Annotated in this window: 9 protein-coding genes; 4 read left to right on the top strand and 5 right to left on the bottom strand. The window is 36.9% G+C overall.

All coding sequences use genetic code 11. The features are described 5' to 3' along the window. Positions 1-613: 613 nt before the first annotated feature. On the top strand, positions 614-1,828 hold the full coding sequence (locus tag PTRA_RS18800) for a hypothetical protein (RefSeq protein WP_011330184.1): 1,215 nt from the start codon (positions 614-616) through the stop codon (positions 1,826-1,828). A gap of 59 nt (positions 1,829-1,887) precedes the next feature. Here the strand turns inward: PTRA_RS18800 and PTRA_RS18795 are convergent, their stop codons facing one another. After that, a complete protein-coding gene (locus PTRA_RS18795) occupies positions 1,888-2,763 on the bottom strand; it encodes a DNA replication terminus site-binding protein (protein WP_058375138.1) in 876 nt (291 codons plus the stop codon). A gap of 1,122 nt (positions 2,764-3,885) precedes the next feature. On the opposite strand from PTRA_RS18795, the gene PTRA_RS18790 reads away from it, so the two are divergent. Next, positions 3,886-5,235 (top strand): class II 3-deoxy-7-phosphoheptulonate synthase, encoded by a 1,350-nt coding sequence (locus PTRA_RS18790; RefSeq protein WP_172459254.1) that lies wholly within the window; start codon positions 3,886-3,888, stop codon positions 5,233-5,235. An 83-nt stretch (positions 5,236-5,318) separates the two neighbouring features. Here the strand turns inward: PTRA_RS18790 and ppsR are convergent, their stop codons facing one another. Continuing rightward, on the bottom strand, positions 5,319-6,128 hold the full coding sequence (gene ppsR / locus PTRA_RS18785; RefSeq protein ID WP_011330181.1) for a posphoenolpyruvate synthetase regulatory kinase/phosphorylase PpsR: 810 nt from the start codon (positions 6,126-6,128) through the stop codon (positions 5,319-5,321). A gap of 313 nt (positions 6,129-6,441) precedes the next feature. Here ppsR and ppsA point away from each other — a divergent pair, with 313 nt between their 5' ends. Beyond that, a complete protein-coding gene (gene ppsA / locus PTRA_RS18780; RefSeq protein ID WP_058375137.1) occupies positions 6,442-8,817 on the top strand; it encodes a phosphoenolpyruvate synthase in 2,376 nt (791 codons plus the stop codon). 66 nt (positions 8,818-8,883) lie between these two features. On the opposite strand, the gene PTRA_RS18775 is transcribed toward ppsA, so the two are convergent. Beyond that, positions 8,884-9,093, bottom strand: coding sequence for a PGPGW domain-containing protein (locus tag PTRA_RS18775; protein ID WP_058375136.1), 210 nt, complete (start codon positions 9,091-9,093; stop codon positions 8,884-8,886). A 147-nt stretch (positions 9,094-9,240) separates the two neighbouring features. Here PTRA_RS18775 and ydiJ point away from each other — a divergent pair, with 147 nt between their 5' ends. Continuing rightward, complete coding sequence (gene ydiJ, locus PTRA_RS18770) at positions 9,241-12,291, top strand: D-2-hydroxyglutarate dehydrogenase YdiJ (protein WP_058375135.1); 3,051 nt, start codon at positions 9,241-9,243, stop codon at positions 12,289-12,291. Between the two features lie 67 nt (positions 12,292-12,358). Here ydiJ and PTRA_RS18765 read toward each other — a convergent pair whose 3' ends face one another. Next, positions 12,359-13,552: a cation:proton antiporter gene (locus tag PTRA_RS18765; RefSeq protein WP_058375134.1), complete on the bottom strand. Its 1,194-nt coding sequence runs from the start codon at positions 13,550-13,552 to the stop codon at positions 12,359-12,361. Further along, positions 13,552-14,763: a tyrosine-type recombinase/integrase gene (locus tag PTRA_RS18760; RefSeq protein WP_058375133.1), complete on the bottom strand. Its 1,212-nt coding sequence runs from the start codon at positions 14,761-14,763 to the stop codon at positions 13,552-13,554. The genes PTRA_RS18765 and PTRA_RS18760 overlap by 1 nt, the downstream gene beginning before the upstream one ends. Between the last annotated feature and the right edge of the window lie 93 nt (positions 14,764-14,856).

Here is a 14,856-nt window from a genome sequence, read left to right as displayed (position 1 = left end):
TATAAGGTATTAAAGGATAGAGGCTTAAATATAGGTGATAAACACATGATTTATATGAATAATAATAAAATAAGCAGATCAACTTTATACTTGGTTAAGATCAGATCTTTATCTACTTGCAGATCAGCTTTTTACTAAGCTGTAAATTAAAACAATAGTTACACACAGGTTAATCATTAAGTTGTGCACAAAAAAGGTCTGTTAGATCAGTTTTATACTAAGTAAATTATAAAGTTATACACCGACTCTGTAGTAAAAGAAGGCTTTTAATTAGTATAGATCTGATCTGTAGTAGGTACAGATCAGATCTATGCTAACTCAATATATGCTTATCAACAGGGCTTTTAGTTTTTTAGTTAATTTGTCGTGTTAAATATTAAAAATTTAGCTTTGTAATGGACAAAAATCTCACTGAGTTAGTAAAAATGAGATTTGTAACCGCCTAGTTAGTAAAATAATGATCTGAAATTAAGTTAATTAGCATCCGCTTAGTATAATAGTGATCCGAAGGTTTTATTTTAGCTCAGATCACTTTTATACTAACTTAAACATTTAACTTTTTTGTCTTTATGTGTTGTTATTAGCTGTCGCAATAAAAATGGAAATAACAACAATGAGCCGAAAGGTCAACATCTCGGTAGATAACTTGCCCGATACACTAAGGGGCCAAATTCACGGGGTGGAAAGTGCAATTGATAATGAAAGCTTAGCACTGTTTACAGATAATAAAGATGTGCGGATTTCGATAGAAAATGCAGCTCATGGATTACGTGCTTATTCGAATACTTTTAACCATTATGATTTATGGGGACGCTTTGTCCGTTCGGGGCATAAAAAATTACCATTAGAAGAAGCACCTAAAAAAACAATAATTACACGCAAAATATCTGAAAAAATAGATGGTATTTTGTACGACGGCGAATTAAAAATAACGCCGGCGGTTGTTAGCACACGCAAAGATGGTGAAGACGTAGAATATTTGGTTTGGCCGTCAGATAGAGAAGAAAAAGTAGAGCGTGCGCTGATCCGTTTAGCTTCTAAAGGCAAAATAGTAAAAATAAATTTTAAGTCCGGTATTCAATATGCTGTTGTTTTTTCGATGAACGAATTAGCACAAGAGCTGAAAACCGTTGGCCAATCTATGCCATATCCACAAATTAAAGAATCACTTGAAGCATTACAAGGCTCAAAACTTTCGTTTAAATATTCAGCAACAGATACAAAAAATACAAACATTGATGATTCGTTTTACGAATCGAATATGAACTTTTTATCGTCACTGCATTTTAGTGGAAAAAAAGGGCAAGGCGGTAATGTTAAATGTGTTGCGTGTTTAAATGCATTTGTACATAACATGATTGATAACCTTGAATACAAAGGATATTACTTTAACAGCGCCCAAGAATTAAAACGCGGATTATCGCGTTGGATGATGCTGCGCTTATATCACCTTTGGCGTTATGCAGCTCCGGGAAAAACATACCATTTTAGATTATTGTCTATTATGGAAAAGTACGGCTCAATTTATTCAACGGATAATATTACCGAAAATAAATTAAAAGCGCTGCGTCGTGATATGACCACAACAATGAAAGATTTGATCGAAAAAGGGGCTATCTCTGAGTACAGTATTACCAATGTTAAAGACGATAAAACCGGTAATATTATTGACTACACTTACGAAATGCATCCATCAGATCAATTTTGTGATGAAATACTTACTCTGAATAAACACAATAAACGTATTGAAATACAAGGCGGTAAGCGTATTGTAGAAAATGCTGTGCTTATTGATGAAGACAAACTTGTTGAAATAGTAGATAAGTAATTTTTTATTGCAGAGTCCAATAATAACAAAGGTCACCTAGCGTGACCTTTTTAACATAATCACTTTTCTACTTGTTCTAAATAAAGTCGATCTACTAAAAAATCATAGTCACGTTTTCGTGGATGACTTAATGGCTTTTCGTAATTTGGTAATAACCCCAGTTTTACGTCTGGTTCTGGGTTTATTAAAATAAAAGGTAGCGCCGCACTTACGTGATAACGGTTTTGCGCGGTATAACGCACATTTACCTGAGGGCTAACCCGAGTAGGGCGCCTAATTCTAAGTTTTTCTTTTTCACCTAAACTTGCTACCCGTAATTGCTCTTGTGCTACTAGCGCCTGCCATTTTTGCTGATCGATCATTCTGGGGTTTCTATAACTAGCTGACTTTTGTAACATTTCGAGGGCCATTTTTTTGGTCAGTGTTTTAGTTGCATGTTTGTGCATCCAGGTAAATCGTACTGAAAAAGGCGATTCATGTTCACTATGAATTTTTCGATAAGCAGCCAAAGTAATTAAGTTGGGTACTGCATTATGTACCGCTTCAAAACGAGCATCGTTGTTATCAATAGCTAAAATGCACTCTTTAAACGCTGCTTTTGCTTTATTTACTTGAGCAATTCGATTAATTAATGCTTGTTTGTCAGCATTTTTTATAACCAATAGGCCAGGGTGACGCTTTAAAACCCGGCTACTTAGCCCTTGTTTTTTATAAATATCAGTAAAGGAATTTAATATAGCTTTATGTGCTAGTTCGCCTGATATTTTAGTAACCTTAATCGATTCGGCTACTTTATTTTCATCAACTGTGCTTATATCGGGAAGTTGATAATATTCGGCTTTTGTATATTCACACAGGTTAAGCTCTTCTATTAGCCTTAATGTTAGTTCGCTCATTAAATCAAACTGACTTCTTATTTGTACTTTAGTTACCATGCAACCTCCAAAGAACACATCTTACTTAACTAATTATCGCACATAACCTTATCTTTGTTTAACTAATAATTTAATTTTACTCAGTGCTTAGATAACCTTATACTTAATTAAGTACGATGTGTTCTTTATCTCTTTTGTTAAACTTAATAACTCGTGTTTATGCATTTGAGTAGGTTGGATATTAATAATAATTCCCCAATATTCACATTTGTATACCGATATAAGTTACAGCAAAAAACGGTCTATTAGCTTCTCAGTGTAATTTAACTTTAGCCATAATTTGTAGCTAGGCTTTTAAGTGAGCTTGATATTATTAACCGGGTCATACTTTAGGGTGCTTGAAGTATTTAGTTTGTGAGCGCTGAATATACATTTATTAATTACAGTAGAGCGCAAACCGTTTTGAGTTGCCCTGTAACTGAACTAATGAAGAGGCTAGTGGTATAAATTAGCGCCGTTCAAAACGGGTGACTTGAATACATAGCTGATATAAGCTTTACGTATAGTATTATACCAAAGGGGTAATACTTACGTTGTTATATCTATTACGCTTAACTGCATAAGATTATTAAGCGTAAAAACTAAACGTGTTGTAATAAATTTTAACCTCGATAATAACTACCAGTATTCACATTTTTATAAAACTTAGTACCGAACTAAAAATGAGTACTTTAACCTTAACCAGGTTGAGCATTAGCCGCTGTATATAAACCTCTTATATGTGTTGTTGTGGCAAATAAAACGCGACATAGCATGTATTTTTAAAAGCGCATAGTCATTGGTTAATTATTATTTAAGTTTGCTGTAAAGCTAATGATACACCTGATGCATTTAAAGTATGATGTGTTCCTAATTTAGTCTGTTATAACAATTAACTCAGATTGAATGTAGGTCAACAACTCAAAAGTAACCATGATCTAACTTAACTATATGTTTTATATTGATTATATGTTTTCTATTTACCATTTTATACTTGCGCTAAGGGCCCAACATATACGGCTAAATATATTAATTACCTAACCCATAACTAAATAATTAGTAAATAGTGAATTTAGTCCTTGAACAAACAGCCCTGCATACGTTAATTTCGTTGTATCAGGTAAATAGGAATGAGGAATGAATATGCAAACGTGGAACCCAAATAGCTGGAGAGAACTGCCAATATTACAGCAGCCAAACTACCCAGATCAAGAATCACTTAAATCAGTAGAAGCGCAATTAAAGAGTGCTCCGCCTTTAGTATTCGCTGAAGAGACCAGAAGTTTATTTAAGCAGCTAGAAGATGTATGCGAAGGGCGCGCTTTTTTACTACAAGGTGGTGATTGTGCTGAGTCGTTTAGTGACTTTAATGCCGCTAACATTCGCGATACTTTTAAAACAATTTTACAAATGGCCGTGGTATTAACTTACGGCGGTAAATGCCCAGTAGTTAAAATAGCGCGTATGGCAGGGCAGTATGCAAAACCACGTTCAGCAGATTTAGAAACGATTGATGGCGTATCATTACCGTCATACCGTGGCGACATTGTTAATAATTTTGAGTTTACCGAACAAGCGCGTATCCCAGATCCACAACGCTTAATGACAGCGTATCACCACAGTGCCGCTACGTTAAACTTACTGCGTGCATTTGCACAAGGTGGCCTAGCTGACTTACACCAAGTAAACCGTTGGAATATGGGCTTTGTTGCAGCCAATCCACAAAAAGAAAAGTATCAACAGCTAGCTGATAAAATTCAAGATGCGCTTGAGTTTATGGAAGTGTGTGGTATTAATTCTACTATCGCACCAAGCTTAAAAGAAACCGATTTATACACCTCTCACGAGGCGCTATTACTAGGCTACGAAGAAGCACTAACTCGCCGTGACCATTTATCTGGCGATTGGTACGATTGTTCTGCGCACTTTGTGTGGATTGGCGAGCGTACGCGTCAGCTAGACCACGCGCATATTGAATTTTTTAAAGGAATTAAAAATCCAATCGGCGTTAAAGTTGGCCCAGGTATGGACCCAGATGATTTAATACGCTTAATTGATGCATTAAACCCAGATAACATTCCAGGTCGATTAACATTAATTACCCGTATGGGCGCAGATATACTCCCTGAAAAACTACCGGCACTGGTACGTAAAGTACAACAAGAAGGCCGTAAAGTTATTTGGAGTTCTGATCCAATGCACGGTAACACCGAAAAGGCGAGTTCAGGATACAAAACACGTAGCTTTGACAATATCATGCGTGAGATCAGCCAGTTTTTCGCAGTGCATAAAGCCGAGGGCAGCTATGCAGGTGGCGTGCATTTAGAAATGACCGGGCAACATGTTACTGAGTGTACTGGCGGTGCGTATGGGCTGTCTGATGACGATTTAGCACAGCGTTATAAAACCCAGTGCGACCCACGTTTAAATGCCGATCAAGTATTAGAACTAGGCTTTTTAGTTGCCGATTTATTAAAAGACGCACGCAAATAAGTAAAATGAATCCCCTAAATACAAACGCCGCTAATTAAGCGGCGTTTTTTATACTTTCTAGTTAAGCTAACCACAAATATAAGTTAGTACTTACGGCGCTCTAAATCAGTATCAGATATAATCTTCGCCGATATTTCTTCTACTGAGTGATGAGTAGAGTTTAAAAATGGGATTCTATTGCGCTTGTACAGCATTTCTACTTCGCGTACTTCAATACGACATTGACGAATAGAAGCATATTTAGAGTTAGCCATGCGTCGGTCTCTAATGGCAGCAAGGCGCTCAGGATCAATAGTTAAACCAAATAATTTATGTTTAAAAGGTATTAAGCATTTAGGCAAGCCTTCGGTTTCAAGGTCGTCTTCGGTGATTGGGTAGTTAGCCGCTTTAATCCCATATTGTAGTGCTAAATATAAACTTGTTGGAGTTTTACCACTGCGGCTCACACCAATTAAAATAATATCGGCTTCGCCATAGTTTTTAATATTACCGCCATCATCATTCATCAACGCGTAGTTAACCGCATCAATTCTAAAGTCATAGCTTTTTTCATGAATAGAGTGAGTGCGATGAATTTTTGGTACTGGCGCTACATTTAGTTCTTTTTCTATTTTTTCGCTATAGGTTGTCAAAAAGTCATAACACACTGCATTAGCAGAGCTAATAATTTCAGTTAAGTTGTAATTTACAAAGGTAAAAAATATTAAAGGCTTTTCACCATCTCTTTTTGCCGTTGCGTTAATTAACTCTTTAATTTGATGCGCTTTCTCTTCTGTTTCTACAAAGGGAATGGTTTTATGATTAAATTCAACAGGGAACAGTGACAAAGTAGCATGGCCAAAAACCTCAGAAGTAATTGCTGTGCCATCTGAAATATAAAAAGCAGTTCTCATAAATCCTCTTTTTTATTACTTTTAATTTTAAAATTAAGTTTCTCACGGTTTACGTGAGGACTGTTGCCAGTGTAGAATGGGTGTGACCTTTATAAAAGGTTTTCTTTCTTAACTCTCACAGTTATATCGATTGTATTAAGTAAATAGTCAATTATAGCGATAGGAAGCGCTTTATTAGCAACATAAAAATTAACAGGTAGTTGTTCTACATGAAAATTTTTAACTTGTTAATACAATGTCTAACTCGCTAAAATGATTAAATGTTAATTAGTTGGTATTTAGTACTACAATTTGTTTTTTTGGAGAAAGATCCGTGCAAGAATACGTTCTCTGGTATCAAGAGCTTGGTATGCAAGATGTTCCTCGTGTTGGCGGTAAAAACGCTTCACTTGGCGAAATGATTTCAAACCTAGCAAACGCAGGTGTACAAGTGCCGGGTGGTTTTGCAACTACCGCTGATGCTTTTAATGAGTTTTTAGATCAATCAGGACTCACCGCAAAAATTCACGACATTCTAGATACACTTGATGTTGAAGATGTGAATACACTCGCTAAAGTCGGTGCCGATATCCGCCAATGGATAATCGATACACCATTCCAACCTAATCTAGATAAAGCCATTCGCGAAGCATACAGCCAACTCCACGGCGACACAGCAGCCGATGTTTCATTTGCAGTACGTTCATCAGCTACCGCTGAAGACATGCCAGACGCATCATTCGCAGGCCAGCAAGAAACTTTCTTAAACGTTGTTGGTATTGACTCAGTAATGGTCGCTATTAAACACGTATTTGCTTCATTATTTAACGACCGCGCTATCTCTTACCGTGTTCACCAAGGGTACGATCACCGTGGTGTTGCACTGTCTGCTGGTGTACAACGCATGGTTCGTTCAGATAAATCAGCATCTGGCGTTATGTTTAGTATTGATACCGAGTCTGGTTTTGAAGATGTTGTATTTATCACATCAAGCTACGGGCTAGGCGAAATGGTTGTACAGGGCGCAGTAAACCCTGATGAATTTTATGTTCATAAACCAACATTACTTAAAAACAAGCCTTCTGTAGTACGTCGTAACATTGGCTCTAAAGCCATCCAAATGATTTACTCAGAAGACAAAGCACACGGCAAGCAAGTAGAAATTATTGACGTAGAGCCTGCGCTTTCAAATAAATTTTCGATTACAGATGAAGAAGTGCAAGAACTTGCCAAGCAAGCTGTAATCATCGAAAAACATTACGGTCGTCCAATGGACATCGAATGGGCAAAAGACGGTAACGACGGCAAACTATATATAGTTCAAGCTCGTCCAGAAACGGTTCGCTCAAACGAAGATGCCAACGTAATGGAACGTTTTCAATTAAATGGCACCAGCAAGGTTGTTGTTGAAGGCCGTGCAATTGGTCATAAAATTGGTAGCGGTGTTGTTCGTGTTCTTAACTCAATCAAAGAGATGGATCAGGTTCAAGTAGGCGACATTTTAGTTACCGACATGACCGACCCAGATTGGGAACCTATCATGAAACGTGCTGCAGCGATTGTTACAAATCGTGGTGGCCGTACTTGTCATGCTGCAATTATTGCACGTGAACTTGGTATTCCAGCCGTTGTTGGTTGTGGTAACGCAACTGATTTAATTAAAGCTGGTCAAGAAGTTACCGTATCATGTGCCGAAGGCGATACAGGTTTCATTTACGAAGGTATTTTAGACTTTGAAGTGCTTACTTCTCGTGTTGACGAAATGCCTGAGCTACCAATTAAAGTAATGATGAACGTAGGTAATCCAGATCGTGCATTCGATTTTGCTCGTTTACCGCATTCAGGTGTTGGCCTAGCCCGTGTTGAATTTATTATCAACCGTATGATTGGCGTTCACCCTAAAGCACTACTTAATTTTGATGCACAAAGTGATGCGTTAAAAGCAGAGATTACCGACATGATGGCCGGTTATGAATCTCCGGTAGAGTTTTATATCTCTAAATTGGTTGAAGGTATTTCTACTCTTGCGTGTGCATTTGCACCAGAGCGTGTAATTGTTCGTATGTCTGATTTTAAATCAAACGAATACGCAAACTTAGTTGGCGGCCAACAATACGAACCGGAAGAAGAAAACCCTATGATAGGTTTTCGTGGCGCCGCTCGTTATGTGTCAGAAGCTTTCCGCGACTGTTTTGCACTAGAGTGTGAAGCAATTAAACGCGTAAGAAACGGCATGGACATGACTAATATCGAAATCATGATCCCATTCGTACGTACCGTTGAAGAAGGTAAGCGTGTTATTGAACTACTTGAAGAGCATGGCCTTAAACGTGGCGATAATGGTCTAAAAGTAATTATGATGTGTGAACTGCCTTCAAACGCACTATTAGCTGAAGAGTTTTTAGAGCATTTTGATGGTTTTTCTATCGGTTCAAACGACTTAACTCAGCTAACGCTTGGTTTAGACCGTGACTCAGGTTTAATCGCACATTTATTTGATGAACGCGACCCTGCAATCAAAAAGCTACTTTCTATGGCAATTAAAACAGCTAAAGAAAAAGGCAAGTATGTAGGTATTTGTGGTCAAGGTCCTTCTGATCATGAAGACTTTGCAGCATGGTTAGTAGAGCAGGGCATCGACTCTGTTTCATTAAACCCAGATACAGTACTAGAAACATGGTTATACTTAGCTGAAAAACTAGCTAAATAATTACTTTGTGTAATAAAAATGCCAGCTTTTGCTGGCATTTTTGTTTGTGTAATTTAAAACAAAGTTTTAACGTGCTAATTTTTTATCTAAATATCGGCAAGATTTAGTTAACGCTTTTTGACAAAGCCCCAAATAATGCCTTGCTTTTGGGTAGTCAAAAGAAAAGCACAATAATCCCGCCATAATAAATATTAACGATGGTCCAGGTACAATCGCAAAAAATAAACCCAGTAACATGCACAATACACCGGCTAAAAGTAATAGTATTTTTTTCATAGTTAAAGCCCCCTAGTAACTGTTAACTTGAGTATAATTGCAGTGCGAATAAAATCGATTAAAAGAGTGTTACAAACTGTAAAATCTTCAATTTCTATTACCCCACAGCATGATATAATTGACCAAATGCCTTAAAATATCGCCGTCATGATAGCAACTATTACACAGCAAGATGCCGCGACAGAAGTTGTCGCAAATTACTTAAGTACCATTAAAAATCAAGGGTTTACTGGAGACACTGACGCAAGTTATGCAACCCGCATAACAGCTTCAACCGATAACAGTATTTACCAAGAGCTACCGCAAGGTGTTATTTTTCCTAAAACCGAAAAAGATATTCAACTTGCGTTGCAAACAGCATCTCGCGACCCCTTTTTATCGTTAACATTTGGTCCGCGCGGCGGCGGCACTGGGACTAACGGGCAATCATTAACCCCAGGCATTATTGTCGATTTATCACGATACATGCGTGAAATACTCGAAATAAACACGCAAGAAGGCTGGGTACGTGTACAAACTGGGGTAATAAAAGATCAGCTTAATGACTTTTTAAAACCGTATGGTTTTTTCTTTTCTCCCGACTTATCTACCAGTAATAGAGCAACCATTGGCGGTATGATCAGCACTGATGCATCGGGTCAAGGCTCGCTAGTTTACGGTAAAACGAGTGACCATGTTTTAGGGCTAACAACTTATTTGGTCGATGGTACACCTATGTGTACTGCAGCTATTGATACAGAAAAAGCAAAAGTAATCGCAGAGCAAGAAACATTTGTTGGTCATTTATATAAAACCGTTTTAGATATTGCACTAAATGAGCGCGAAGCTGTATTAGCTAAATTTCCTAGATTAAACCGCTTTTTAACCGGGTATGACCTAGAGCATGTGCTAAGTGATGACTTACACACTTTTGATATGAGCCGTTTAATTACCGGTTCTGAAGGGTCATTAGGTATAGTTACCGAGGCTAAATTAAAGCTAACCCCCATTGCTGAATTTAAAACCCTGATTAATATTAAGTATGATAGTTTTGATTCGGCACTACGTCATTCACCATTTTTGGTAGCTGCGCGAGCAACTTCGGTTGAAACCGTCGATAGCAAAGTTTTAAACTTAGCACGCCAAGATATTATTTGGCATTCAGTATCGGACTTAATAACCGACATTCCTAATAAAGATATGCAAGGGCTCAACATGGTTGAGTTTAATGCTGTATCGCCAGAGGATATAAAAGACAAAGTAGACACTTTGTGCAACCTATTAGATCAGTGCGTGGCACAGCAAACTAATGGTGTTATTGGTTATCAGCTAACCAGTAATAAAAGTGATATTTTAAAAATTTATGCCATGCGTAAAAAATCAGTCGGGCTTTTAGGTAATGTAAAAGGCAGCCAAAAACCACTCGCTTTTGCAGAAGACACCGCTGTACCACCTGAAAACTTAGCTGATTATATAGTAGAGTTTAGAGCATTACTCGACAGCCATAATTTACAATATGGAATGTTCGGCCATGTTGACGCTGGAGTTTTACATGTTAGGCCCGCGCTCGATATGTGCGATCCAGAACAAGAAAAACTATTGCGTGTTATTTCAGATGAAGTGGTCAAACTCACCGCTAAATACGGTGGTTTAATGTGGGGCGAACACGGTAAAGGGTATCGTAGCGAATATGGCCCAGCTTTTTTTGGCGAACATTTATTTACTCAGTTACGTAAAATAAAAACTGCGTTTGATCCAAACAACCGAATAAACCCAGGTAAAATATGCACACCTATCGATAGTGAAGACTCACTAGTTAGTGTTGATGGACAAAAACGATCATGGTTCGATAAACAAATATCTATTGATGTAAAAACAAGTTTTAATAATGCCATGACCTGTAACGGTAACGGTATATGCTTTAACTACGATGAAAACTCACCAATGTGTCCGTCGTATAAAGTAACCGGTGATCGCCGACATTCACCTAAAGGTCGCGCAAGTTTAATGCGTGAATGGTTGCGCCTACAAGAAGCAAAAGATATAGATTTACTTGAGGTCGAAAAGCAACTGAATAAAGGCGAAGTAATTACCTGGTGGGAACGTTTTGTTCATAGTCGTGAAAAAAACAAAGGCGTTTACGACTTTTCTCACGAGGTTAAAGCTTCAATGGACGAATGTTTAGCCTGTAAAGCATGTACTACTGCTTGCCCAATTAAAGTAGATGTACCTACTTTTCGTTCGCGTTTTTTAAATTATTATCATAGTTACTACGCACGTCCTCTTAAAGATTACCTAGTTGGCAATATAGAAGTTAGTGCGCCATTAATGGCTAAATTTGCACGTATTATTAATCCTATAGTAAGTACAAACCTAGTTAGTAACATTATTAAAAAAACCGTGGGTTATGTAAATACACCACAATTAAGTATTCCCGCACTAACTAATCGGGTAAACAAAACTCACACTTTTAATTTTGAATTACTAAATAAACTCAGTGCTGAGCAACAAAACGAATATGTATTAATAGTACAAGACCCATTCACTAGTTTTTATGAAGCAGAATTAGTAGAGAGTTTTATTACGCTTATTACTCAGCTTGGCAAAAAGCCAATGCTATTGCCTTTTAAACCCAATGGAAAACCGCAGCATGTAAAAGGTTTTTTGCATGAGTTTAAAGTAACAGCAAAAAACGCCGCGGAGTTTTTAAATAAACTTAACGACATTAATGCACCAATGGTTGGTTTAGATGCTTCATTAGTTATGTGTTACCGCGATGAGTACAATACAATTTTAGAAAATAACCGAGGTGACTTTCATGTGCAACTTGCCCACGAGTGGTTGCAAACTCAATCGTTTACGCAATTAAAAGCTAAACAAAATACTAATACTGAATTTACTTTATTAAGCCACTGTACCGAAACTACCGCATTACCAAAAGCTGCGAGTGTTTGGCAAAATATTTTTACCGATATTGGCTTAACATTAAAAAAAACCAGTACTGGTTGTTGCGGTATGGCGGGTACTTATGGTCACGAAGCACAAAACCAAAACAACTCGCGCGCACTATACGAAATGAGTTGGAAACCTATTGTAGATAAAAATAAACCCGAGCAACTATTATCAACGGGGTTTTCTTGTCGTAGCCAAGTTAAACGCTATGAAAAATTTAAACCTAAACATCCAATTGAGTTACTTGCACACCTACTTAGCGATTAAACTTTATTAGACAGATTAAAAATGCGTAACTTTATAAATAAAGTTACGCATTTTTACTTTTTACTTTTTACTTTTTAGCAAAACTATCTGCAATTGGCTTAGTACTTATGCCATGAATAAATACACTAAATAAAATAGTAGTCATGGCAATTGTCGCAATCTGATATTTATTTTCTATTTGAGTATCAATTACCATTAACGTAAATACTATCGATGCTAGACCTCTTGGTCCAAACCAAGCAAAAGTAAATCGCTCTTTTATATTCAGCGCAGTAAATTGCAGTGACAACATAACCGGAATTATTCTAATCAAAGTTGCACTAAGTAAAGCATAAATTATTATTTCAAAATTTAGTTTTGGTAAAACCAAATAGGCACTTACAAAACCAAATAAACACCAAATTAATAATGCTGCAAAATCGGCTATGTGCTCTGAGTCTTCAACAATTTCACAACGTATCGACTCTGGAGAAAACCGGTCAAACAATAAACCAGCTACAAACACTGCAATAAAACCACTACTATGGAAGTACTGTGTCACAGAAAATATCGCCATTGCAAAACCTACCAGCAAAAAAGGACTGGTTTTTTGTGCAAAATAATGACGTTGCATGGCAAAGTTTAAAGTAGGTATAAATATCGCAACACTCGCAATTGCTATAAATAGTGCTATACCTAGTTCTCGAGTAAAAATAATCATAGTTTGTGAAGCGGTGATCCCAAGCTCGGGGTTATTAGCTAATAACAAAAAAATTAAAAATACAGGTACACATAAACCATCATTTAAACCACTTTCAGTATTTATTCCTTCGCGAATATTTTCAGGTACTTGTGTACTTTCTAATAATCCTTTACTGAGCGCTGCATCGGTTGGTGTTAAAATAATTGCTAATAATGCAGCTTGTATAAGTGTTAACTCTGCAAATAAAAATAATGCAGTACCAATACCTAACAACAAGGTAAGGGGGAGGGCAACAAATAACAATAAACTCGGGTACTGAAAACTGTGCTTTAAAACGCTCAGTTTTGTTTTTGTAGCGTCGGTAAATAAAAACAAACTTAAAGTTAATTCAATTAAAGGTAATATATAAGCCCCACCATTTTTTAATTGTTCAACTTCCTCTGGTATAAACCAAGCTAGTGCTATTCCTCCAATCACAAAAAACATTGGGCCAGTGATTTCGGTTCTTTCTAATTGTCGGATTGTTAATGAATAAATTAAAAACAAACTGCCAATAAAAGTAATGACTAAATATTCCATTATATTTTCCTTTTTAAACCAGATTTTGCACGTTCTTTTATATTTGTTTGAATATAAATTTGGTCTGTAGTTGCTATTTTTGCGTGTCCTAAATCTTCAGATAAATGTTTGAGTGGTCGTGTTTGCGCATCGTGTGTTGCACCTGTATGTCTAAGCCAATGTGCGGTTGCAGCTTCAAGTTGTTCAGAATCATCTTTAAAACCATCATCGAGTAAAGATTGCTGAGCTAAGTCAAAACTTTGTTGTACCAAACGTCGTATTTGCCTAACAGTCATGCCACCTTGGCCACGAATTTTATGCACTAAGGGATCAGATTCATCAACGCGTGGTAGGGCAGGTAAACCACGATAAAGTCGGTAGCGTTTTAAATATTCAACAAAATCATCGCTTAGAGTTACATCTCGTAATTTATTACCCTTACCCATAATACGCAAAAACCAAAAGCCATCGTTGTCTTGCCAAAAATGCGACATAACGGGCGACCATTGTGGCCGCTCTGACAATTCGGATATTCGTAAATATAATCCTTTTAAACATGCCAGAGTAAATAAATTTCTTTCTAGATCAGGTTGTTGCTCACATAAGTCGCGCGTTACCCCAAACACATATTCCCATTGTATATCGCTTAGCGTATCGGGGATCTGTATTTGCGATTGAACCACCAAATAGGGGCTATTCTTTTTTACTACCGGCACAAAATTTGCAAAGGTTTTTTCTTCTAAAATAGCAAATTTATAAAATACGTTAAGTGCAGTAAACATTGCCGATAATGTTTGTTGGCTAGCAATTGATTCTTTTTGGATGAAAGGGCGCCAATTTGTATTTAAGCGGCGAATACCTTGTTCGTCTTTATAACGCCATTGTACTGATGTTGTAGCCCAGGCTTTATCTGGTTCAACAACAAAATCTACATAACCTTCAATATCTTCGCGCTTTAAATCAAATACTGACTTTTCAGCGACTAACCATGCCCATAAATAAAAACGTTCAAGTTCACTTCTAAATCGACTATAGGTTGCTTCCGATTTGCGACCATAAACATATAAAAACTGGTATAAGAAGGTAAGATCTTGTTTTGATTCAGTTACAGTCAAGCCAACTTGCTGTATAAAGGTAGCCAGTTCTGGATATTCTGAATTTAAAGTATTATCTTCAAGATGAGCAATTTGATATCTCAATTGTTTTAACGTATCAACCAAAGCAACTAGCATAGTAATAAAATATTCAATAAAATAATAGACTTATAGATTAACCATAAAGTCCGATACTGTCTAGTATTGGACATAAATAGATTCTATTATTTT

It is taken from the genome of Pseudoalteromonas translucida KMM 520, assembly GCF_001465295.1.
In the GTDB taxonomy this organism is placed as follows: domain Bacteria; phylum Pseudomonadota; class Gammaproteobacteria; order Enterobacterales; family Alteromonadaceae; genus Pseudoalteromonas; species Pseudoalteromonas translucida.
Note: the sequence above shows the minus strand (reverse complement) of the source record. Positions and strands in the feature narration are given on the sequence as shown.